At 70.8% G+C, this 21324-nt stretch carries 21 protein-coding genes and 1 pseudogene; 11 read left to right on the top strand and 11 right to left on the bottom strand.

Going from position 1 to position 21324, the window contains the following annotated elements; translation table 11 throughout:
• The first annotated feature begins 331 nt into the window (after nucleotides 1–331).
• Nucleotides 332–886, top strand: coding sequence for a DUF2087 domain-containing protein (locus tag ACFYZF_RS20350; protein ID WP_387022965.1), 555 nt, complete (start codon nucleotides 332–334; stop codon nucleotides 884–886).
• 61 nt (nucleotides 887–947) lie between these two features.
• On the opposite strand, the gene ACFYZF_RS20345 is transcribed toward ACFYZF_RS20350, so the two are convergent.
• The gene (locus ACFYZF_RS20345; RefSeq protein WP_387022963.1) at nucleotides 948–1649 is read right to left on the bottom strand and encodes a TetR/AcrR family transcriptional regulator; all 702 of its coding nucleotides are present in this window, start codon (nucleotides 1647–1649) and stop codon (nucleotides 948–950) included.
• Between the two features lie 121 nt (nucleotides 1650–1770).
• Here ACFYZF_RS20345 and ACFYZF_RS20340 point away from each other — a divergent pair, with 121 nt between their 5' ends.
• The 3 genes from ACFYZF_RS20340 to ACFYZF_RS20330 all read left to right on the top strand — a co-directional run bounded on the left by ACFYZF_RS20340 (nucleotide 1771) and on the right by ACFYZF_RS20330 (nucleotide 3939).
• A complete protein-coding gene (locus ACFYZF_RS20340) occupies nucleotides 1771–2553 on the top strand; it encodes a HipA family kinase (RefSeq protein WP_387022961.1) in 783 nt (260 codons plus the stop codon).
• Complete coding sequence (locus ACFYZF_RS20335) at nucleotides 2550–2993, top strand: DUF3037 domain-containing protein (protein WP_387022959.1); 444 nt, start codon at nucleotides 2550–2552, stop codon at nucleotides 2991–2993. The genes ACFYZF_RS20340 and ACFYZF_RS20335 overlap by 4 nt, the downstream gene beginning before the upstream one ends.
• 205 nt (nucleotides 2994–3198) lie before the next feature.
• Entirely contained in the window at nucleotides 3199–3939 is a 741-nt protein-coding gene (locus ACFYZF_RS20330; protein ID WP_387022957.1) for a DUF1275 family protein, read from the top strand.
• A 57-nt stretch (nucleotides 3940–3996) separates the two neighbouring features.
• Here ACFYZF_RS20330 and ACFYZF_RS20325 read toward each other — a convergent pair whose 3' ends face one another.
• The 9 genes and pseudogenes from ACFYZF_RS20325 to ACFYZF_RS20285 form a co-directional block, all read right to left on the bottom strand.
• Complete coding sequence (locus tag ACFYZF_RS20325) at nucleotides 3997–5661, bottom strand: ammonium transporter (protein WP_387022956.1); 1665 nt, start codon at nucleotides 5659–5661, stop codon at nucleotides 3997–3999.
• Nucleotides 5662–5666: 5 nt separating this feature from the next.
• Nucleotides 5667–6716 carry an urea transporter gene (gene yut, locus ACFYZF_RS20320; protein WP_387022954.1) on the bottom strand — a complete coding sequence of 350 codons (1050 nt, stop codon included), beginning with the start codon at nucleotides 6714–6716 and terminating at the stop codon, nucleotides 5667–5669.
• Nucleotides 6717–6735: 19 nt separating this feature from the next.
• Nucleotides 6736–7653, bottom strand: a complete 918-nt coding sequence (locus ACFYZF_RS20315) for an urease accessory protein UreD (protein WP_387022952.1) — start codon at nucleotides 7651–7653, stop codon at nucleotides 6736–6738.
• Nucleotides 7650–8279, bottom strand: a complete 630-nt coding sequence (gene ureG / locus ACFYZF_RS20310; RefSeq protein WP_387022951.1) for an urease accessory protein UreG — start codon at nucleotides 8277–8279, stop codon at nucleotides 7650–7652. The genes ACFYZF_RS20315 and ureG overlap by 4 nt, the downstream gene beginning before the upstream one ends.
• A 103-nt stretch (nucleotides 8280–8382) precedes the next feature.
• Nucleotides 8383–9060 carry an urease accessory protein UreF gene (locus tag ACFYZF_RS20305; protein ID WP_387022949.1) on the bottom strand — a complete coding sequence of 226 codons (678 nt, stop codon included), beginning with the start codon at nucleotides 9058–9060 and terminating at the stop codon, nucleotides 8383–8385.
• A gap of 21 nt (nucleotides 9061–9081) precedes the next feature.
• Complete coding sequence (gene ureE, locus ACFYZF_RS20300) at nucleotides 9082–9645, bottom strand: urease accessory protein UreE (protein ID WP_387022947.1); 564 nt, start codon at nucleotides 9643–9645, stop codon at nucleotides 9082–9084.
• A gap of 62 nt (nucleotides 9646–9707) precedes the next feature.
• A complete protein-coding gene (locus tag ACFYZF_RS20295; protein WP_387022945.1) occupies nucleotides 9708–11426 on the bottom strand; it encodes an urease subunit alpha in 1719 nt (572 codons plus the stop codon).
• Nucleotides 11427–11600: 174 nt separating this feature from the next.
• A pseudogene (locus ACFYZF_RS20290) lies at nucleotides 11601–11936 on the bottom strand (urease subunit beta); the annotation flags it as partial.
• Nucleotides 11937–11978: 42 nt separating this feature from the next.
• Nucleotides 11979–12281 (bottom strand): urease subunit gamma, encoded by a 303-nt coding sequence (locus tag ACFYZF_RS20285; RefSeq protein ID WP_387022943.1) that lies wholly within the window; start codon nucleotides 12279–12281, stop codon nucleotides 11979–11981.
• Nucleotides 12282–12628: 347 nt separating this feature from the next.
• Here ACFYZF_RS20285 and ACFYZF_RS20280 point away from each other — a divergent pair, with 347 nt between their 5' ends.
• Together ACFYZF_RS20280 and ACFYZF_RS20275 are read left to right on the top strand one after the other, a co-directional pair.
• Nucleotides 12629–13174, top strand: a complete 546-nt coding sequence (locus tag ACFYZF_RS20280) for a hypothetical protein (RefSeq protein ID WP_387022941.1) — start codon at nucleotides 12629–12631, stop codon at nucleotides 13172–13174.
• Between the two features lie 16 nt (nucleotides 13175–13190).
• Nucleotides 13191–14201, top strand: coding sequence for a hypothetical protein (locus ACFYZF_RS20275; RefSeq protein ID WP_387022940.1), 1011 nt, complete (start codon nucleotides 13191–13193; stop codon nucleotides 14199–14201).
• Between the two features lie 64 nt (nucleotides 14202–14265).
• Here the strand turns inward: ACFYZF_RS20275 and ACFYZF_RS20270 are convergent, their stop codons facing one another.
• Nucleotides 14266–15495, bottom strand: a complete 1230-nt coding sequence (locus tag ACFYZF_RS20270) for a S8 family serine peptidase (protein WP_387022938.1) — start codon at nucleotides 15493–15495, stop codon at nucleotides 14266–14268.
• 748 nt (nucleotides 15496–16243) lie between these two features.
• Here ACFYZF_RS20270 and ACFYZF_RS20265 point away from each other — a divergent pair.
• The 5 genes from ACFYZF_RS20265 to ACFYZF_RS20245 all read left to right on the top strand — a co-directional run bounded on the left by ACFYZF_RS20265 (nucleotide 16244) and on the right by ACFYZF_RS20245 (nucleotide 21318).
• On the top strand, nucleotides 16244–16417 hold the full coding sequence (locus ACFYZF_RS20265) for a hypothetical protein (RefSeq protein WP_387022936.1): 174 nt from the start codon (nucleotides 16244–16246) through the stop codon (nucleotides 16415–16417).
• Complete coding sequence (locus ACFYZF_RS20260) at nucleotides 16414–17427, top strand: glycosyltransferase family 4 protein (protein ID WP_387022934.1); 1014 nt, start codon at nucleotides 16414–16416, stop codon at nucleotides 17425–17427. Before ACFYZF_RS20265 ends, ACFYZF_RS20260 begins: the two co-directional genes overlap by 4 nt.
• A gap of 164 nt (nucleotides 17428–17591) precedes the next feature.
• Complete coding sequence (locus ACFYZF_RS20255) at nucleotides 17592–18728, top strand: glycosyltransferase (protein WP_387022932.1); 1137 nt, start codon at nucleotides 17592–17594, stop codon at nucleotides 18726–18728.
• Nucleotides 18725–19789 (top strand): glycosyltransferase, encoded by a 1065-nt coding sequence (locus ACFYZF_RS20250; RefSeq protein WP_387022930.1) that lies wholly within the window; start codon nucleotides 18725–18727, stop codon nucleotides 19787–19789. The genes ACFYZF_RS20255 and ACFYZF_RS20250 overlap by 4 nt, the downstream gene beginning before the upstream one ends.
• The gene (locus ACFYZF_RS20245) at nucleotides 19786–21318 is read left to right on the top strand and encodes a glycoside hydrolase family 130 protein (RefSeq protein ID WP_387022928.1); all 1533 of its coding nucleotides are present in this window, start codon (nucleotides 19786–19788) and stop codon (nucleotides 21316–21318) included. Before ACFYZF_RS20250 ends, ACFYZF_RS20245 begins: the two co-directional genes overlap by 4 nt.
• Nucleotides 21319–21324: the final 6 nt, after the last annotated feature.

Raw genomic sequence — 21324 nt, 5'->3', positions numbered from 1 at the left:
GCTGGTCATCGACCGGTTCGGCAGGCGCCGGACGTCGATCTGGGCGGACTTCGCCTCGGCGCTGGCGGTGCCCTTCGTCGACCAGGTCTCGGGGCTCACCGTCGCGTGGGCGAGCAGCGGGCCGATCCGCCGACGGGCGAGCAGCGGGCCGAGGAGCCGACCGCAGGCGAGCGGGAGTCCACGCTGGAGAGCGTTTCCGCCGCCGAGTGACGGCAGGGGAGCGGGTGCCGGTTTCCGGACCGGGGCGGCCGTGGGGTGACTGTTACGTTGTGCGGATGGACGAGCCTGGACGCAGTCGACGCCAGCCGGCGATCCCGAGGTGAGGTGACCGGTGCCCACTGTCGACCCTGAGCTGCCGGCCGGCTCCGACGAACACCCGGCGTCCTGCGGCGACATCGTCGGACTGCTCGCCGAGCCGGCGCGCCGAGCCGCGTTCGCCGCGCTCGTGCTCGGCGCGCGCACCGTGGGGTCGGTGGCGGAGCAGGCGGGCCTGACCCGGAAGGCCGCGGCGAGCGCGCTGCGCAAGCTGGTGGACGGCGGGATCGCAGCCGAGGACCGCACGACCCACTCGTACGCCCCGGTGGAGGACGCCTTCCGTCGCGCGGTCCAGGCCGAGATCCGGGTCGGCGGCCGCAGCGGCGGGCACGGCGCGGGCGCGTACTTCCGCCGTGGCCGGATCACCGCCGTCCCCGGCGACGCCGAGATCCGCTCCCGGGTGCTGGCCGTGGTGGTCGACACCTTCACCCCCGGCGAGGTGTACCCGGAGGCCCGGGTCAACGCTCTCTGCGGCGAGTGGTTCGACGACTGGGTGACCCTGCGCCGCGCCCTGGTGGACGAGGGCCTGCTCAAGCGCAACCACGCCGGCACCGCCTACGAGCGCGCCTGAGCCGTGGCACCGGTACCGGGCACTCCAGTTCTCCGGCTGGTCGGGGCGGCCGGCCACGGGCTCAGGGGCGAGGGGTGTCGTTCCCGGGATCGGGCGGGCCGGTGGGGTCGTTCGCGCCGGTCCGGGCCAGGGCGGTCCAGGACCTGATCAGGAGATCCACCGCGTCCATGACGTTTCCGGCGGTGTCGTCGGGCGAGAGCGCGCGTTGGATGGACAGCCCGTCGTCCAGCGCGTGCACGATCAGGGCCAGCAGTTCCACCGGCGCGGGTGGCGTGATCGAGCGGGCGGCGAAGCCCTGCGTGAGCGCCTGTGCCATCGCCTCGCGGGAACGCCGCTCCCGATCGGCCAGCAGCGGCAGCATCTCCGGATCGCGCAGCCCGTAGAGCCAGAGCTCGGTACGCAGCGCCAGCCAGCTCACGAAGTTCTTGTCCCGCTCGCGGTGCCAGCCCCGTAGGTGCTCGATCGTCTCCTCGAACGACCCCGCCCGCTGGCCGAGCGCCTGGACCTCCTTGAGCTCGTGCTCGGTCCGCTGTTCCAGCAGGGCCAGGACCAGCTCGTGCTTGCCGTCGAAGTTGCCGTAGAACGCGCCCCGGGTGTAACCGGCGCGCTCGACGATCTGCTCGACCGAGGTGCCGTTGACGCCGCACTCGGCGAACAGCTCGGCTGCTGCCTGCAGCAGCTCCTTGCGGGTGATCTCGCGGCTTTCCCGTCGCGTCAGCCTCTTGTTGATGATGATCGGCCCCTTCGGTAAATTCAGATACACTATCGTATGCTGATACGGTTCAGTATGTGAAATCCGGCGGGCCCGGCTCGAAGCTCAGGTCACCGCATGTGAGTGCGGTAGGCCAGTAATCGACCGTCAGTGATCAGTAGGGTGGACTCTGTTGCAGAGAGTATTGGGGACGCAGTACCTGACTCCCTTACGGGAGGGCGGTTCCCTACCCGGGGTGGTGGAGGCGGACAACGACGGGACCTACGTCGTGAAGTTCCGCGGAGCGGGGCAGGGCAGCGCGGCCCTGGTGGCGGAGGTCGTCGTCGGTGAGCTCGGCCGCCGGCTCGGCATCCGGGTGCCCGAGCTCGCCGTCGTCGGCGTCGACCCGGAGGTGGCGCGCCGCGAGCCGGACCAGGAGGTTCAGGAGTTGTTGCGGGCCAGCGCCGGGGAGAACCTCGGCATGGACTTCCTGCCGGGATCGGTGGGCTACGACGGTGTCGGGTGGGAGCCGCCGCCCGAGGAGGCCGCCCGGATCTACTGGCTGGACGCGCTGACCGCCAACGTGGACCGCACCTGGTCGAACCCCAACCTGCTCATCTGGCATCGCCAGTTGTGGGCGATCGACCACGGTGCCGCGCTGCTGTTCCAGCATTCCTGGCCATCGGTCGCGGCCTGGGCCGACCGCCGGTACGACCTGTCCCAGCACGTGCTCGCGGATCTCGTGGCGAAGCTGGACCCTGCGGCCCTCGCGAAGCTGGACGCCGAGCTGGCGGCGCTCGTGACCGCCGAACTCCTGACGGAGGTCGTCGCACTGGTGCCCGACAGTTTCCTGGTGAGCCTGAGCTCCGTGAGGGAGGACGCCGACCCGGCGGAGCTGCGGCAGCGGTACGTCGAGTACCTGCTGGCCCGGCGGATGGGCGAGCGTGGCTGGTGGCCGACGGAGGCGATCGCGTGACCGCCGGCCCGATCCCCGCCCTGGGCTTCGACTACGCGTTGCTGCGGGCTGTCCCCCGGGTCGACCGTGGCGAGCAGGTGAATGTCGGGGCGCTGCTCTACTGCCCGGGCGCGGATTTCCTCGGCGCCGCCGTGCACGTGGATGTCGAGCGGCTGCGCATGCTGGATCCCGACGTCGACGTCGACATGGTCGCTGCGGCGCTCGACGCGATCCGCGTCGTCTGCGCGGGTGGGCCCGGTGCGGGCCGCATCGCCGCCGGTACCCGGCGGGCGCGGTTCGGCTGGCTCACCGCGCCGCGCAGCACGGTGATCCAGACCAGTCCGGTGCACGGTGGCCTCACCACGGATCCGGCCGCCGAGCTCGAGCGGCTGATGGTCCGGTCGGGCATCCGCCGGTACGCGCCCACCGCCGCGAACTCCGCCGCCAGTTCCCGGAAGTGACGAGCCGACCGGCGACGCCAGGGCCTGGGCGGCTGCCGCGACGAGGTCGCGTCCACAACCACCTGAGGGTTCCCCGGTTCGGCGTGGATCGGCCCGCAGCCACGCCCTTTGGGCGATTTATGTCCGAAATGCAGTAACATGGGGGAGGTTTGCGGTCCGGTCGAGGCGACGTCCCCGACGTGCGCGCCCGGAGGGGCCGAAGACGATGAGCAGCTCGCAACCCGCGCCGTCGCCACCGGACCACCCGGCCCGGCCGGGGCCGGAGGAGTCGTACCGCGAGTTCCGTCGCCCCATCGCGGTGCTGGCGCTCTGCACCGGCACCGCGGGCTTCCTGGACGCCTTCGCGTTCCTGCGCTACGGCACGTTCGTCGCCAACCAGTCCGGCAACCTCATCTTCCTCGGTATCGGTCCGGCCGGATGGCACCCGGCCTGGCCGGCCGCGGGCGCTTCGCTGGTCGCGTTCGCCGCTGCGGCCGGCGTGGTCTCCTGGATCCGTTCCCTGCCGGGCCGCTGGTCGCCAGCCCTGCGGGGCCTGGGCGCCACGACGCTCGGCCTGTTGCTCTGGACGTTCCTCAACGTCCTGCTCCACCACGGCCAGGACGGCCCGGTGTCGCGGGTCGTCCTGGCCGCTGCCGGCGGACTCGCCACGGGCGCCTTCACGACGCTGTTCGTCCGCACGGCGGGGGTGACGACCACCATCACGTACCAGTCGGGCACGGTCGTCAAGACCGGTGGACACATCGTCCGGTGGATCGCCGACCCTGGCACCGACCGAAACCGGGCCAGGCAGGCGTCGCTGCTCGGACTGCTCACGCTCGCCTGCTACTCCATCGGTGGCGGCATCGGGGCCGTGGCTCAGCAGCGACCCCACTGGGTGCCGGCCTGGGGGCTGCTCGCGCTGGTGCCGGTGGCGTTGCTGGTCCGCCGGGTCCGGGCCGGGACGTGAGAGCGGTGGACGCCGGCCCCACGGTGCCCCGGGTGCCGCCCTGTCGACCCGAACCGGTCAGTGCAGGTCCGTCGCGGGCCGGACGTCCTGCACGTAGCTCTCCGACCGGTCGGCGCCGTACCGACCGAGCACGTCCAGCACCGAGGCCGCGGCTTCCTGCCCCACCAGCACCTCGACCCGTACCCGGTCGAGGAGATCCTGCTCCTGCCAGTAACCCCGGGGCAGCGCGCGGGCGGCCGGCCTGGCGGTGGAGACCGTGGCGTCGGAGACCACGATCGAGCTGGCTCCCGCGCCGAGCAGGGTGTCTCGCAGCTCCCGGGTGTCGGGCAGCAGAACCGGATCCAGCATCGCGATGACCAGCCTGTCCCGCTGGGCCGCCCCCCGGGTGGGCCGATCGCCGGCCCGGCCCCGCCCGCGCCGGTTGCCGCGCTGGGTCGCCCCCGTTCCACTCAGTCCCGCGACGCTCCCGAGGTGGTACGCGTCGGTGTCCTGCTGGGTCCGGTCGAGGCTGTCCTGCGTGTCGGCCGGGGCGCGGAGCCCGACGGCCGCCTGCACGGCGGCGGCGATCGCCCAGCTGAGCACGAAGGAGAAGACCACCACGGTCACCACGCCGACGATCTGGTGCCAGAGCAGGGATCCACCGCCGCCGAAGAAGAGACCGTCCACGCCCAGCGGGTTGATGCCGTTGTCGCCGAAGAAGCCGAGCAGCAGTGAGCCGAGCATGCCGCCGACGAAGTGGACCGCGAGGACGTCCAGCGCGTCGTCGAGCCGGAGCAGGTACTTCAGCCGGAGCGCGGTGTGGCAGACGATGCCGGCGATGGCGCCGATGGCGATGGCGGAGAGCGTGTTGACGTAGCCGGCGGTGGGGGTGACCGTGGCCAGCCCCGCGACCGCACCGGTGACGCTGCCCACGACCGTGCAGTGGCCGTCCTTGAGCCGCTCCGCCAGCAGCCAGACGAGCATGCCGGCCGCGGCTGCGACGTGGGTGTTGATCAGTGCCTGGGCGGCCACCCCGTTGGCCTGGAGCCCGTCGCCGGCGTTGAACCCGAACCAGCCGAACCAGAGGATGCCCGCGCCGATGATGGTCAACGGAATCGAGTTGGGCGGGGCGGCGGTGTGTGGCCAGTTACGGCGGCGGCCGACGACCAGCAGCAGCCCCAGGACCGCGGCTCCCGCCGAGGAGTGGACCACCATCCCGCCGGCCCAGTCCTGGGTGCCGAACTTGGCCAACCAGCCCTCGGGGTGCCAGAGCCAGTGCGCGACGGGCGCGTAGACCACGATGGACCAGACCGCCAGGAACAACGCCCAGCCGGCGAGCCTCAGCCGGCCGGCCGTGGCCCCGGTGGCGAGCGCGGGAGTGATCACCGCGAACATCATCTGGAAGGCGATGAACGCCAGGGTCGGGATGGTCACCTGGCCGGCGGCCACGTGCAGGCTGGGCGCGGGCGGGACCTTGAGATCGGTCAGCCCGAGCAGCTCCAGGTTGCCGAAGAGGCCGGTGCCGGCGTCGTCGCCGAAGGCGATCGTGTACCCCACCAGCACCCAGGTCAGGCTGACGACCCCCAGCGCGATGATGTTCTGTTGCAGCATCGCGAGCACGTTGCGGGCGGGGACCATGCCACCGTAGAAGACGGCCAGCCCGGGTGTCATGAACAGCACCAGGCCGGCGCAGACCAGCACCCAGGCGGTGTCGCCCGGGTTCACCGCGTTCTGAGCGAGCACGGGACTCACCTCTCCTTGTGCAAGGGTTGGACGGCGCGTTTCGCGGCGGAGTCGATGGTCTCCTTGACGCTGTCGTGGTTGGGCGCCGGCCCGAAGTGCCGCTCGGGCAGCAACAGCAGCCAGGTGGCGATGTTGAACGGCCCGGTCAGCACGGGAATGGCCAGCGGGGTGAGCACCGTCGCGAGAGCCACCTGGACGAAGAGCGTCAACGCGATGCCGAAGAGGGTGTAGATCGTCACGAACACCCCGGGACGGTGTAGCACCGCGCCCACCGCGATCGCCGTCAACACCGCGTTGAAGCCGTACAGGCCCTTGTCGAGCGAGAGCCCGTCGGCCCCGAACCAGAGCGCCAGCAGGGTCGCGCCGGCGCTGCCGACGACTGCGAAGAGCGCCGACCAGCGAGAGTTGATCAGCAGGGCGATCAGGATGATCAGCCCGCTGACCCAGCTGTTGGCCAGGTACACCTGGGAGATCCCACGGAACAGGGTCGGGATGAGGTCCCAGTCGAAACGGCCGCCGGCCGCCAGCGGCCCCTCGCCGGGGAACTTCGGCTTCATGTTGGTCAGGACGGTGAACCGGTTGAACTGGTAGGCGCCCATCAACAGCACCCAGGTGGTCAGCACGAACGGAAAGGTGAACGCGGTCAGCCCCCAGGTCTTGAAGACCCTGTTCAGGGCCAGGGTGGCCACGGTGGTGGCCGCGGCGCCGAGCACCAGGTAGAGCCACATCAACGGCCGGTCGTCGAGGAACGTCGGGACGGCGATCCCGGTCAGCAGCGGGCTGAACCCGAACAGTCCCTTCCGCAACGAGGGCCGGTCCACCTTGAGCACGACGGCGGTGGCCGTGCCCACGACGAGACCGAGGACCGCCCCGCCGATGATCCGAGGCTGTCCGTTCTCGATCGCACCCCAGGCGATCGCGACGAGGATGAGCAGGCCGGAGAGCGGATTGTTCTGGAAGACGACCTGCGCGGCGCCGCGCAGGCACGCGTCGACGAACTCGATCAGCGGATTGCGGTCGCTCAGACCGTTCCAGCCCCGCACGACCTGGGTCATGTCCCTCTCCTCCGCCTCGTCATCGCCAGCTGAATGCCGGCGGGAAGGTCCGGCCCGTCACCTCTTCGCGGGCGGCCACGCAGAAGGCGCGTACCGCGGCGCGAACCGGCTCCGTCTCCTGCCCGAGGACCTTGAAGATGAGCCCGGCGTCGTTCGGCAGCCGGCTGACCGCGCTGGCCAGCGGCGTCTCGGTGTCCCAGACCGGTGTCGAGGTCCGGTCGAAGACCCGTGCGGCCCGCTCGGGGCCGGTGAGCAGCACGACGTTGCCGAAGATGTGGAAGTGGTCCATGACCCCGGTCCGGGCCACCTCGAACCGTCCGGGGCTGACCACGAACTTCTCGACGAACAACTGCCGACCGTCGGGCCGCTCCGCGCGCAGCGTGGAGGAGAAGAGGTCGTAGGCGAAGAGTTCTCCGTCGCGGTAGTACTTCCGGCCCGGTTGCAGCACCTCGGCGTAGAGCATGGTGGCGCTCTCGGGGAGCCGCACCCGGCTGTCGGTGACGAACCGGCTGCCCCGATAGGGGATCACGGGCTCCGGAAGGAATTCGAGGTACGCGTCGTCGGCGAGGGTGAAGGTCTGGACCTGGGTGCCGTAGTTCGCGTCCATTTCCTGGATCTTGGTGGCGGCCTGGGTGACCAGGTGGGCCTGGCTGCCCGGCGCCATGCCGACGTCCATCCGCAGGCGGTCGCCCTGGAGCACGCCCCCGGAGGTGGTGAGGATCATGACGCAGGGGAGCCCCGGCATCTCCTCGTCCCAGTAGAGCGCCCGCTGTACCAGCAGCGGCGACTGCCGATAGAGGTCGTCCAGGATCGTCCGGTCGCCGCGTCGCTCGAAACCCATCCGCAGCACGCCGACCTTGCCGTTGGACGCGGCGGGCAACTGGGCGGGTTGGTCCTGGTACGGCTCCAGTTCCCGGACGGCGTCCAGTGAGATCATGCGACCACTTCGGCGTCGAACAGCGCGTTGCGGCGGACCAGTGAGACCAGTTCGTCGATGCCGTCACCCGTCTTGCAGTTGGTGAAGACGACCGGCTTTCCGCTGCGCATCAGCTCCGCGTCGCGCGCCATGACGTCGAGGTCGGCGTCCACGTACGGTGCGAGGTCGGTCTTGTTGATCACGAGGATGTCGGACTTGGAGATCCCCGGGCCGTTCTTACGCGGGATCTTGTCGCCGGCGGCGACGTCGATCACGTAGATGAAGTAGTCCACCAGGGCGGGGCTGAAGGTGAGCGTGAGATTGTCCCCGCCGCTCTCGATCAGCACCACGTCGCTGTCCGGGAAGCGGGCCTCCATGTCCTCCACGGCGGCCAGGTTCATGCTGGGGTCCTCGCGCACGGCGGTGTGCGGGCACGCCCCGGTCTCCACCCCGATGATCCGCTCCTCGACCAGGATCCCGGTCAGCGCACGTCGCACGTGCTTCGCGTCCTCCGTGGTCACCACGTCGTTGGTGATGACCAGTACCCGCAGTCCGTTCTCCACGAGGCGGGGCACGACGGCTTCGATGACCGCGGTCTTGCCGCTGCCCACCGGGCCGCCCACTCCGATACGACTTGCCGACTTCATGACGTGACCTCTGCTTCTGGAAGGTTTCACCAAATTCGGGAGCTGCTGATGTCGGAATCTCTCCGGGGCGGTCCGGAGGCCCGGCGGGTGGGGCCAGGGACGCTCAACTCATGAACATCCGTACGTGCGCGTGCTGGTGCGCGGCAGCCAGAACGTCGATGTGGGGAGCGAAGTTCTGCATGTCGTCGAGGTTCGCCGTGCGCACCTCGCGGTAGTCGTCGGGGACCTTCTCGTTGACCGCGTACAGGATCGACTGCGCGTCGAGGTGGTCGACCCGCATCAGCCGGAGCGCCGCGCCGAGCACCATCGAGGCCGCGCCGTACTGGTGGGCTGCGAAGGCGTCCTCCTCGCTCACCCCGAGTTCGGCGAAGAGCACGCCGAGCGCGACCGGGTAGGTCACCGGCACCCCGTTGGCCGACTCGCTGATCCGCTTCTTGAGCAGCGACTCCCCGACGATCCGGGTCGAGGCCTCGGCGAGCTTCCGTCCCATGCGTACGGACATGGTCCGCATCTCTTCATTGATCTTGCGCAGACAGACGGCCTCGTCGGCGTGCCGGATCCGGTCGAGGTCGCCGGAGGCGGCACCGCGATGCCCGGCGAGCAACGCGACGCCGTCCCCCGTGGCGGCGAGCCGGGTGACCGTCCGGACGAAGTCCTGCAGGGTCGTCCGGTCGCGGACGACGCCGTGCTGGACGGCCATCTCCAGCCCGTTGGAGAAGGAGAAGGCGCCGACCGGGAAGACCGAGTCGCCGAACTGCAACAGTTTCAGTGTCTCGACCATCGCGCGCACCGGCCGGCCCCCTCAGTTGAGGTTGGTGGGGAGGTGGGTGTGCGGAGTGGAGTCCGCGCCGCCGAACAGCCGCCGCGACTCGTGCGGCGCGAGGTAGGCGATGACCTCGGTGCCGGGGACGAACTCGTGGGTGATCCCGGTGAAGGCATGGGTCCGCATCACGGAGTCCATGACCTTGCGGTCCACGGTGAGCGGGACGTACATTTTCGCGCCCTTGACCACGGCCGGCCAGTGCTGGTTGCCGATCGCGTGGCCGAGTTCGACGGCCGAGCGGATCACCAGGTCCGGCGATTCCCCGTGCAGCCCGTCGAGGTGCACGACCATCACGTCGCCGAGCCTGACCCGGGCCACCACCGCCGTGGCGGTCAGATCGTCCCAGGCCAGGATGTCCCCGTCGCGCAGCCGGACGCCACGGTTGAGCGAGACCGCCAGCTCGGCGCCGGAACTGGTCATCTTGCGCAGGCGGCTCTTCTGTGCATCCCACTGGTCGAGCACGAGATCGTCGATCCGTGCCTCCTTCAGCCGGGCGATCCAGTTCGGCTCGCTCACATTGCCCAGCACCGTTTCGATGAGCACTGGTTTCTCCTTTCACGCGGGGGTGCCGGAACCCGACACGACCGCGAAGACGTCCTGTGGGGTCAGCTGAAGAAGTAGAGCTGGCTCATCGGGAGATTCCGGGCCGCCGGCACGGTCGCGTGCACGCCGTCCATCTTCACCGCGAAGGTCTCCGGATCGACCTCCAGTTTCGGCGTCCTGTCGTTGCGGACCATGTCCCGCTTCGTCAGGCCACGCGTCCGGTAGACCGGGAGGACCTGCCGTTGCAGGCCGAGCTCCTCGCCGATCCCGTTCTCGTGGGCGGCGCGGGACACGAAGGTCACGCAGCTCTTGGCGAGCTGGCTGCCGAAGGCGCCGAACATCGGGCGGTAGTAGACGGGCTGCGGCGTCGGCAGCGAGGCGTTCGGGTCGCCCATGATCGACCAGGCGATCAGCCCGCCCTTGAGGACCAACTTCGGCTTCGTGCCGAAGAAGGCCGGCTCCCAGAGCACCAGGTCGGCCATCTTGCCCGGGGTCACCGACCCGAGCATGTGCGAGATGCCCTGGGTGATGGCCGGGTTGATGGTCATCTTGGCCACGTAGCGCAGCACCCGGAAGTTGTCGTTGGCGGCCGAGTCCTCGGCGAGCTTGCCTCGGGCGATCTTCATCTGCCCGGCGAGCTGGATGGTCCGCAGCCAGGTCTCGCCGACCCGTCCCATGGCCTGCGAGTCGCTCTGCATCATCGAGATGACGCCCTCGTCCAGCAGCACGTCCTCGGCCGCGATGGTCTCCGTGCGGATCCGGCTCTCCACGAAGGCGACGTCCGAGGGGACCGACGGGTTGAAGTTGTGACAGACCATGATCATGTCGTAGAGCTCGGACTGGCTGTTGATCCCGTAGGGGACCGTCGGCGTGGTCGAGCTCGGCAACACGTTCATCTCGCCGGCGATCTTGATGATGTCCGGCGCGTGCCCACCACCGGCACCCTCGGTGTGGAAGGTGTGGATGGTCCGGCCCTCGAACGCGGCGATGGTGTCCTCGATGTAGCCGCTCTCGTTGAGGGTGTCGGTGTGGATGCTGACCTGCACGTCGTACTCGTCGGCGACGGCCAGGCAGGATCGGATCACCGCGGGCGGCGCACCCCAGTCCTCGTGGATCTTGAAGCTGGGCGCGCCCGCCATGATCTGCTCCACGAGGGGCGCGCGGCCGCTGCTGTTGCCCTTGGCCATGATGCCGATGTTGATCGGGATGTTCTCGAAGGACCGCATCATCGCGTGGATGTTCCACGGGCCGGGGGTGATGGTCACCCCGTTGGTGCTGTCGCTGGGCCCGGTGCCGCCGCCCCACAGCGTCGTCACGCCGTTGCTGAGCGCCGCGTACGCCTGTTGCGGCGCCACCAGGTGCACGTGCGCGTCGATGCCACCCGCGGTCAGGATGAGGTGCTCGCCGGAGATGGCGTCGGTGCCCGGCCCGACCACCAGTTCGGGGGTGACCCCCTGCATCACGCGCGGGTTGCCCGCCTTGCCGATGCCGGCGATCTTGCCGTCCTTGACGCCGACGTCCGCCTTGACCACTCCGAGCGTCGCGTCGACGATGGTCACGTTCGTGATGACGAGGTCGAGGGCGCCGGCGGCATTGGTGTACTGATTGTCGACGCCCATGCCGTCGCGCAGTGTCTTGCCGCCGCCGTACATGACCTCGTCGCCGAGGACGCGGAGATCCTTCTCGATCTCGATGTGGAGGTCGGTGTCCCCCAGCCTGATCTGGTCGCCCGTCGTGGGGCCGTACATTCCGGCATATTCTTTGCGTGAAATCTGGCTCATCGAAGTCTCTCCCGTGCCCGAGGTCGGGCAGCCCGCGAAATAGTGGAACTACTGTTTCTTGCTCTTGGTGTCTTCCGGCTTCTCCGGGCTGGCCTTGAAACCCCGGGTCTTGGCGCCGTGGATCGCCCTGATCCGGTCCGGCCGGTAGCCGGGGACGGGCCCGTCGCCGGTCCAGCCCTGGACCAGCCCGTTGAACCCGTAGACCCTCTGGGTGCCGGCGAAGGGGATGAGCTCCACTGTCTTCTTGTCGCCCGGCTCGAAGCGGATGGACGTCGTCGCCGGAATGTTCAGCCGCTTGCCGAAGGCCGCTTCGCGGTCGAACGCCAGCATGCGGTTGGCCTCGAAGAAGTGGAAGTGCGAGCCGACCTGGATCGGTCGGTCGCCGGTGTTTTGCACGACCAGCTCAGTGACCGGTCGACCCGCGTTGAGCTCCAGCGGCTGGTCGCTGAGCAGGTAGCCGCCGATGGGTCGAAGATGCTTCGAATTAGGGCCGGGATGTTGCTTGGCCATGTCGCCCCCGCTTTCCTGGAGACCGCGTCTCCGCTTGTACCCCTATCGGATGGGTGAGTGGACGGTGACCAGCCGCGAGCCGTCGGTGAAAACCGCCTCCACCTGAATCATGGGCAGCATGTCCCCCACGCCCGGCATCACGTCGTCCGCACTGAGGACGCTGCGCGCCTCGTTCATGACCTCTTCGACGGTCTTGCCGTCTCGGGCCCCCTCCATTGCGGCGGCGCAGATCACCGCGACGGCCTCGGGGTGGTTCAGCTTCACTCCTCTGGCCCGTCGGGCATTGGCCACCACGGCCATCGAGAGAATCGTGAGCTTGTCGAATTCCTTCGGTGTCAGATGCACTGTCCTGATCCTTCGCGACGACGAAGTCGTTGTTGTAGCCGAACTGCTTCGCCTGCTTGGCGGCGGTCTGTCGATCGAGAGAGCCGCCAGTCAGTCCGGGTGGGCGCGGCGGCTGGCCTGGTGCGGCGGCGGGCACCTCGGGCGAGACTGGGTTATTCACCCCGTTACGCCTGGTTTGCCCCGATCACTCCCCGGAGGTTACCAGTCACTCTGGGCGTCGGGGGTCGGAAGCCGAAACCTCGCAGCAACCTTCGAACCCTGGACTCAGGGGCGGGTTTCGCGCCGATAGCGGCAGGTAGCAGCTAGTATCCCGACTTGTTCCTTTTTAATCCATTGGTGGAGGTTTCATGAGATCCAAGCTCTTCGCGGCCGGCCTGGCCGGCACGGCGCTCGTCCTCGGGTTCGCCTCGCCGGCCACGGCGGACACTGCGGACACCATCGTGACGCTGACCGTGACGGCCGAGGACGGTCTTTCGATCAGCGCTCCGGCGACGGCGAACATCGGCAGCGGCAACCCGGGCGACACGGTGTCCGGACAGATCGGGCCGGTTGCCGTGACCGACGAGCGCGCCGCCCTGAACGCCAACTGGAACGCCACGGCCATCGCCACCGACTTCACCACCGGTGGGGCGACCGGGCCGGAGACCATCCCCAACATCAACGTCCTCTACTGGTCCGGCGGGGCGACCGCGACCACCGGCAGCGGCACCTTCACCCCTGGCCAGGGGGGTGCGGGGGACGCGGTGATCATCAACGTGCCACGCGACGCGTTCACCCATACCGGAGGCAGCGGCGACAACTCCGCCACCTGGAACCCGACCCTCGTGGTCAACGTCCCCGAGGGCGTCGTCGCCGGGGTCTACACGGGCACGGTGACCCACACTGTCCTGTGACCGCCTGCGCCGGCTGGTGATGCTGGCATCGGCCGCCGTCCTGGCGTGCCTGGTGCCCGCAGCGCCGGCCGGCGCCGGGGCAGCGCGTGAGCCGGCCGGGGACGACGCGAGGATCGGCATCCGGCTCGTGGACATTCCGGTCGCGCGGCTGACGGACCCGCGCGCCCGGAACTACATCATCGACCATCTCAAGCCCGGCGCCACGATCGACCGCCGGGTCGAGGTGCACAACGCCTCACCCGAATCACAGCACGTCGAGTTCTACCCCGTCGGCGCCACCGTCGAGAACAACACCTTCACTGCCCTCGACGGCCGCGGCGGCAACGAGCTGAGCGGCTGGGTGAGCGCGGCGGTGAACAGCATCGACCTGCCGCCAGGCGCCAAGAAGGTGGTAAAGGTCAAGATCGCCGTGCCGGAAACCGCCTCCGCGGGCGAGCGGTACGCCGCCGTCCTCGCCCAGGTCGCCCGCCCACCGACCGACCGTGGCAACGTCGGCCAGGTCCACCGCGTCGGTGTGCGCATCTACCTGAACATCGGCCCGGGCGGGGAACCGCCCACCGACTTCAGCATCGGGGACATCGCGGTGGGCCCCGGCCCCGGGCAGTGGCCGGTCGTCACCGCGCAGGTCCGCAACACGGGCCGACGGGCGATCGACATGAGCGGAAACCTGTCCCTGTCCCGCGAGTCCGGCTCGTCCAAGGCCGGGCCCTTCAGAATCGCCGCCGGCGTCACGGTCCTGCCCGGCCAGGTCGGCCAGGTCAGCACCGAACTGAACGAGCCACTGTCCGTCGGCAGGTGGCATGTCCAGCTCGAACTGACCAGCGGGACGGTGCGACGCACAGCGGAAGGCACGATCACCCTTCCCGTGCCGGTCAAGGCGGTGGTGGCCAGGAGCGCCGGGGGCACCCGGATAGCGGTCCCTGTCGTTGCCGGCACGGCACTCGTGGGCGTTCTCCTCGCCTTCCTCGCCTACCGCCGCCATCGGCGGAGCGGCCACTACCGCCGCTCCGGTCGAGCCTTGTCATGATCGGGACTGTGGTCCAACGGACGGTTCCACGCAGCGCCTGTGGCACCCGGTGGGCGTCTCGGAGTCACGGGCCGCAGTAGAGCAGGCGGTTCGGGGTGCCGGCGACGACGCCGGTGACGACTCCGGCGGTCGACCGGCTGGTCAGATAGCTGGCGACCTGGGCCGGGGTCCAGCCCGGGTTGGCCGACAGGGCCAGCGCGGCGCAGCCGGCCACGTGGGCCGAGGCCGCCGAGCCGCCGCTGATCGTGGCGGTCGCGGCGTCGCCGGTGTGCCACGTGGACGGGATGTTCGCCCCCGGGGCGAACAGGTCGATGCAGGCGCCGTAGTTGCCGTTCGGCATCCGTGCGTCGGTGGACGAGGTGCCGACCACGGTCAGCGCGCCCGGCACCCGGCCGGGCGAGTTGTTGCAGGCGTTCCCGCCCGAGCTGCCCCCGGCGGTGACGTAGGTGATCCCCCGATTGATCGAGTTGGTCACCGCCGTGTCCAGGGCGGAGGATGCCGGCCCGCCGATGGCCAGCTCCACCACCGCCGGCCGGAGGGCGTTCGCGCTGATCCAGTCGATCCCGGCGATCACCGTGGCGGTGGTGCCGCTGCCGGTGCAGTTGAGCACCCGGACCGGGTGGATCTGGACCTCCTTGGCCACCCCGTAGCGGGTGCCGCCGATCGTGCCGGCCAGGTGGGTGCCGTGGCCGTTGCAGTCGTCCGCGGGGAGGGCGCCGTCGACGAGGTCGATCCCGCCGCTGACCCGGCCGGCGAAGTCCGTGTGGGTGGCCCGGACGCCGGTGTCGGCGACGTACACGTGCACGTTGTGCGCGGTGTTCGGGTAGGCGTACCGGCCGTCGAGCGGAAGGTTCCGCTGATCGATCCGGTCCAGTCCCCACGACGGCGGGTTGGTCTGCACGCCGGGGCCGATCAGCGGCGTGACCCGGTTCTGCTCGACGTACGACACCGCCGGGTCGGCGGCGAGGTGGCGAGCGGCCCGTTCCGTGAGTCGTACCTCGAATCCGGCCACGGCGCTGCCGTAGACGTGGCCGACGGTGCCCCCGTAGCGGGCCCGCAGCCGTTCGGCCGCTCCGCTGACCTCAGCGGCGGCGGCGCCCACCGACGTCCGGACCGGGGCCTCCCGGAGCACGACGAGGTAGCTGCCAGGTACGGCGTCGGCGGTCCCGGCGTAGCGGATGGTTCCCTCGGCGGCGCTCCCGGCGGCTGCCTGTCCACTCGGGAGCAGCGCGGCGCTCAGTGCGGTCGCCAGGGCGAAGGCGAGCACCCGACCCCGCACGCGTGAACCGGTCATCGCTTCTCCTCACCGGATGGGACCGGCCCCAGGGCGGGACCGCCTCGGAGCCGGTGGAACGACGGTGCTGATCAGAGGGGGGAGCCAGGTGCGGCAGGTGCGTCGGCGAACCCGTTCCCGGGCTGGTGATCATGCCGGTCGTGGCCCGGCTGACCAGACACGAGTGTACTGATCGAAATGAATCGATGGTAGGCGTTGAGTGGCCGGACGGCGGCGGCCAGCACGGTGGCGAGCAGTGCGAGCTGCCCACGACCGGTCTCGATGACGTGCTCGCGGCGGGCGGTCGTGGAGGCAGCCGGCATTCGGCGACTGGCCTGAAGTCGGGTAAGCTGCACGTATGGCCGGTCCTGATCATCAAAACGCGGCCGAGTGGTACCACCAGGTGCTCCTTGAGGGCTTACGCCCTGCCGCTCCCCGCTGAGGGACGTCGACGAACGCTGAAGGAAACGGACCACAGGCTGCCCTCATGCCGGATGAGGCGTACGGTTGCCATGTCGCCCGGATCCCCGGTGGCCCCGCCAGTTCCGCCGCCGCCAACCCCTACGGGCAGTGAGCAACGCTCAGCTCCGTCGCGACAGCGACGGCACCCTGACTGCCGGCCCATCGGTCAACCTGGAGATTCGCGGGCCCGCACAGCCGGGGCCCAGCACCTGCACACCGCTACCTCCTCCGAGCCGGGAGGAGGCCACACCCGTACCCGCGGTTCAGCCACACCCGTACCCACGGTTCAACAGAGGGAGCGCAGACAATGAGGATCGCACGGCACCGGATTGTCGACGCCCTTCGCGGGCGGGACCAGCACGCCAGAGCTGACTGGGTCGAGCGTGAGCTGCCGGAGTGGGTGGACCCCGCCAAGCACACCGGGCTGCTCTCGACACTGAATCTTGATCCGGCCGACCTCGCCGAGGCGTTATCCCCGTGAGGGTGGCTCTGCTCGGACCGGTGGCGTGGCGGACACCGCCGCACCACTACGGCCCTTGGGAGCAGGTGACGGGCCTGCTGGCCGAAGGGCTGACCACCCGTGGGGTGGACGTGACGCTCTTCGCGACGTTGGACTCGGTCACCTCCGCCGCCCTCGACGGCGTGTGCCCGCGGGGGTACGCCGACGAGCCGTCGATGGACGGGCGGGTGTGGGAGGCGATACACGTCTCGCACGCGTTCGCCCGCTCGGCGGAGTTCGACCTGGTGCACAACCACCTCGACTGGCTGCCGCTGGCCTTCGCCGAGCACTGCCGCGCCCCGTTGCTCACCACCGTCCACGGCTTCTCCGGTGCCGGCATCCTGCCCGCGTACGCCAGGGCCCGGTCGTCGTACGTGTCGATCTCCGACGCCGACCGGGTCGCCGGGCTCGACTACGTCGCCACGGTGCACCACGGCGTGGACATGACCGGGCTGCCGTTCACCCCGGAGGCCGGCCCCGGCCTGGTCGCCTTCGGGCGGATCCATCCCGACAAGGGCACCCACACCGCCATCGAGATCGCCCGGCTCGCCGGTCGGCCCCTGACGATCTGCGGAATCGTGCAGGACGAGCGGTACTTCACCGAGATGGTGGCGCCGCACATCGACGGCGAACGGGTCATCTTCCTCGGCTCGGTGGGCCCCCGACGGCGCGCGGAAATCCTGGGCGCCAGCGCCGCCCTGTTGCACCCGATCGCCTTCGACGAGCCGTTCGGCCTGTCGGTGGTGGAGTCGATGGCGTGCGGCACGCCGGTCGTCGCGTACGCACGCGGATCCATGTCGGAAGTCGTCGACGAGGGGGTGACCGGCCTGCTCGTGAACACCGTCGAACAGGCCGTCGACGCAGTCGCCGCGGTCGCGAAGATCGACCGGGCCGGGTGCCGGGAGCGGGCGCGGCAGCGCTTCGACGCGGACCGGATGGTCGACGACTACCTCGCGGTCTACGACGACCTCATCGGCCGTCCACACCGCTGAACCCGCCGAACGACCGACGACCCCTGACGAACCGGACCCCGCACCCGCGGCGGCCGGACCCGGGCCCCTTGCGCCGGCCACGACGCCATCCGCGTGCGCTGTCACCCGCGCGGGGCACGCCCCCTGTTCCTCGGGCGGCGGCCCACAACCGAAAGGCCCAAGCCATGCCCAGCTACGGTTTCCTCAGCACCCACCCACCGACCCGGTGCGGACTGGCCAGCTTCAACTCCCTCCTGGCCGAACACCTGACCGCCGGCGGTGCCCACGGGGGCGTCGTACGGCTCACCGACAGGGGCGACGACCAGCGTGCCCTGCCCGACGTCGTGCACACCTGGGCGGCGGACGCCCCGGCGGGCTGGCGGCAGGCCGCCGCCGCCCTGAACGCCTTCGACGTGGCGATCGTCCAGCACGAGTACGGGATCTACCCCGGCGCCGACGGCCGGGAGGTTCTGCCGCTGCTGCGCCAACTCACCGTGCCGAGCATCGTGGTCCTGCACACCGTGCTCAGCAACCCCACCGCCGGGCAGAAGTCCCTGCTGGAGCAGGTCGTCGCCGAGGCCGGGGCGGTCGTCACGATGACCGAAACGGCCCGCGACCGGCTTCTCGTCGGTTACCGCGTGGAACCGGCGAAGGTCACGGTCATCCCGCACGGCGCCGACGACCACGCCGGCCTCTCCGCCCCACGCCGTACCCGTCCGCACCTGCTCACCTGGGGGCTGCTCGGCCCCGGCAAGGGCATCGAGTGGTCGCTGCGGGCCCTCGCCCGGTTGCAGGACCTCGACCCGACCCCCACCTTCACCGTCGCCGGCCGGACCCACCCGAAGGTGATCGAGCACCACGGGGAGGCGTACCGGGCGGGACTGCACCAGCTCGGCGCGCAGCTGGGTGTCGCCCACACCGTGGACTACCAGTCGGAGTACCACGACCCGGCCGCGCTCGGCGCGCTGATCCGCTCCGCCGACGTGGTCCTGCTGCCGTACGACTCCCGTGAGCAGGTCACCTCCGGGGTCCTCGTCGAAGCGGTGGCCGCCGGGGTTCCCGTCGTGGCCACGCCGTTCCCGCACGCCGTCGAGTTGCTCACCCAGGGGCCCGGCCTGCTCGTACCCCATGGCAATCCGGTGGCGCTGGCCAAGGCGATCCGGCGGATCCTGACCGAGCCCGGCCTGGCCGCCCGGCTGGCCGGCCGCGTCCGGCCGGCGGCCGCGGAGCTGCGCTGGCCGGCCGTGGCGGCCCGGTACGACGCCCTCGGGGAACGGCTCACCACCGCCCGCCCGCCGGTGGTCAGCGCGGCGGCGGCGTGACCCTGACCGGAGGCCGTCCCGCCACGAGGGCCGGCAGCCCGCCGCCCGACCGCCGGCTGAGCGCGCCCGCGCCGAGCTTCGCTCATCTGGCCCGGTTGAGCGACGACACCGGCCTGTTCGAACACGCCCGGCACGCCATCGTCCGCCGGGAACACGGCTACTGCACCGACGACGTCGCCCGGGGTCTGCTCGTCACGAGCCGGGAGCCGGAGCCGACCGGCGCGGTGCTCCGGCTCGCGGAGTGCTACCTCGCCTTCCTGACCCACGCGCAGGACGCCCGCGGCGCCTTCCACAACCGGCTCGGTCACGACCGGCGCTGGGCCGACCGGCCCGGGCTCGGCGACTGGTGGGGACGGGCCCTGTGGGGCCTGGGTACCGCCGCCGCCCGCAGCCCCGCGGCCTGGATCCGGGAGGAGGCGCTCGTCGCCTTCAGCGCGGGTGCCGTGCGGCGCAGCCCCGCCCCGCACGCGATGGCCTTCGCCGGGCTCGGCGCCGTCGAGGTGCTGCGCCGTCACCCCACCCATGCCGCCGCGGCAGCGTTGCTGGCCGATGCGGCAGCCGCGATCGGCACCCCGTCGGCGGAGCCGGGATGGCCCTGGCCCCAGCCGCGCCTGACCTACGCCAGCGCGGCCCTCGCGGAGGTCGTCATCGCCGCCAGCCAACTGCGCCACGACGGCCCCCTGCTCGACGGCGGCCTGCGGATGCTGGCCTGGCTGCGCGACGTCCAACTGCGCGACGGGCGGCTGTCGGTCGTACCGGCCGCAGGTTGGGAGCGGGGTGCGGAGCGGCTCCGCCACGACCAGCAGCCGATCGAGGTGGCCGCCTTCGCCGATGCCTGCGCCACGGCCGGCACGGTCACCGGCGACCCGGTCTGGGACGTCGGGGTGCGGCAGGCCGTGGGCTGGTTCCTCGGCGACAACGACGTCGGCACGCCGATGTGGGATCCGGCCACCGGTGGCGGCTACGACGGGTTGACCCCGCACGGACCCAACCTCAACCAGGGTGCCGAGTCCACCCTCGCGCTGATCTCCACCCTGCAGCACGCACGGCGGTGGTCGTGACCCGGGACCTGGCCGTCCGGCAGAACCTCACCCTGAGTCCGGACCCCGGCCGGGTCGTCGTCAAGCTCTTCGTGCCCGGCGAGGACGCCGCCGTGGCCCGCACCCGCGCGCAGGCGCTCATCGACCGCGTCGCCCGGCTCGACGACGAGGAGACCGGCCGGCTGCTGCGGGACACCCTCGACCGATTCGGTGGCCGGCACCGGGACCTGTCCGGCACGTTCCACCACCACTACGACCTCGTCCGGCACCGGGCGCCCCGGGCCCGGGACCTTTCCCCCACCACCCGTCTCCTGGTCGGTGCCTACTTCAGCCACGAGTACGCGGTCGAGTCCGCCGCGCTGTGCAACCCGTCGATGGTGGTCCACCCAGATCAGGACGGCCTGGAACCGGGACAGCTGCGGGTCGCGATCAGTCTGCGCCAGATCGGCGAGGGACACCTGTCCTCGATCGGGTTCGCCAGCGCCGTGCTCGGACCCGGCGACCGTCTCGCCGTCGCCGGTCGCCCCGGCCCGCTCGTCGTCGGGCAGCAGATCGCCGTACGGCACCGCCGGGACCTGCTCGCCGCCGGACTGGCCGAGGACGACTGCGACAACGAGGTCTCCGCCACCGTGCTGGACTCCCTGCCCGAACGCTACGACGAGGCCACCTTCGAGCGGACCCTCGCCAGCCTCCCGCCCGACCTGCTCTCCCGAGGCAGCGCGCCCCACACCGTCGAACAGGTGCGACGCACCAACGCCGCCAGCTACGCCGTGGCCTTCCCCGCCGACACCAGCCTGCATCAACGGGTGCTCTGGCCGGCAACCCCGGCGGAGAGCAACGGTATGGAGGACGCCCGGTTCGTCAGGTTCACCGACGAGTCCGGGCCGGTGTACCGGGCCACCTACACCGCGTACGACGGCCGGCGTATCGCCACCCGGGCGCTGGCCAGCCCCGACCTGCGGCGCTTCGAGATCACCCCGATGCGCGGCCCGGGCGCCCGCAACAAGGGCGTCGCGCTGTTCCCCCGTACCGTCGGCGGTCGCCACCTCGCACTGTGCCGCGCCGACGGCGAGACCATCGGGCTGACCTGCCTGGACGGCGACAACCGGTGGCAGGCGCCGGTGCAGCTGCACGCCCCCGGCCGTAGCTGGGAACTGATCCAGGTCGGCAACTGCGGGTCACCCATCGAAACCGACGCCGGGTGGCTCGTACTCACCCACGGTGTCGGCCCGATGCGCCGGTACGCCATCGGCGCCCTCCTGCTCGACCTGAACCGACCGGAACGGGTCCTCGCCGAGCTCCCCGGCGCGCTCCTGGCGCCGGACGAGGCCGAACGCGACGGGTATGTGCCCAACGTCGTCTACTCCTGTGGAGGGCTCGTCCACTCCGGCCTGCTGTGGCTGCCGTACGGGGCCAGCGACGCCCGGGTCGGTTTCGCCACCGTGCCGGTGGACGCGCTCATCGCGGCGATGGTCGAACTCCCGCCACCGCCCGACGGACGGCGGGGGAGTTCCGCTCAGCAGCCGCCCGGGGGCGGTGCCCACGCGTAGTGGCCG

The sequence above is a fragment of the Micromonospora sp. NPDC001898 genome (assembly GCF_042891255.1).
GTDB lineage: Bacteria > Actinomycetota > Actinomycetes > Mycobacteriales > Micromonosporaceae > Micromonospora.
The sequence above is the reverse complement of the archived record's forward strand: the minus strand, read 5'-3'. Positions and strand labels throughout refer to the sequence as shown.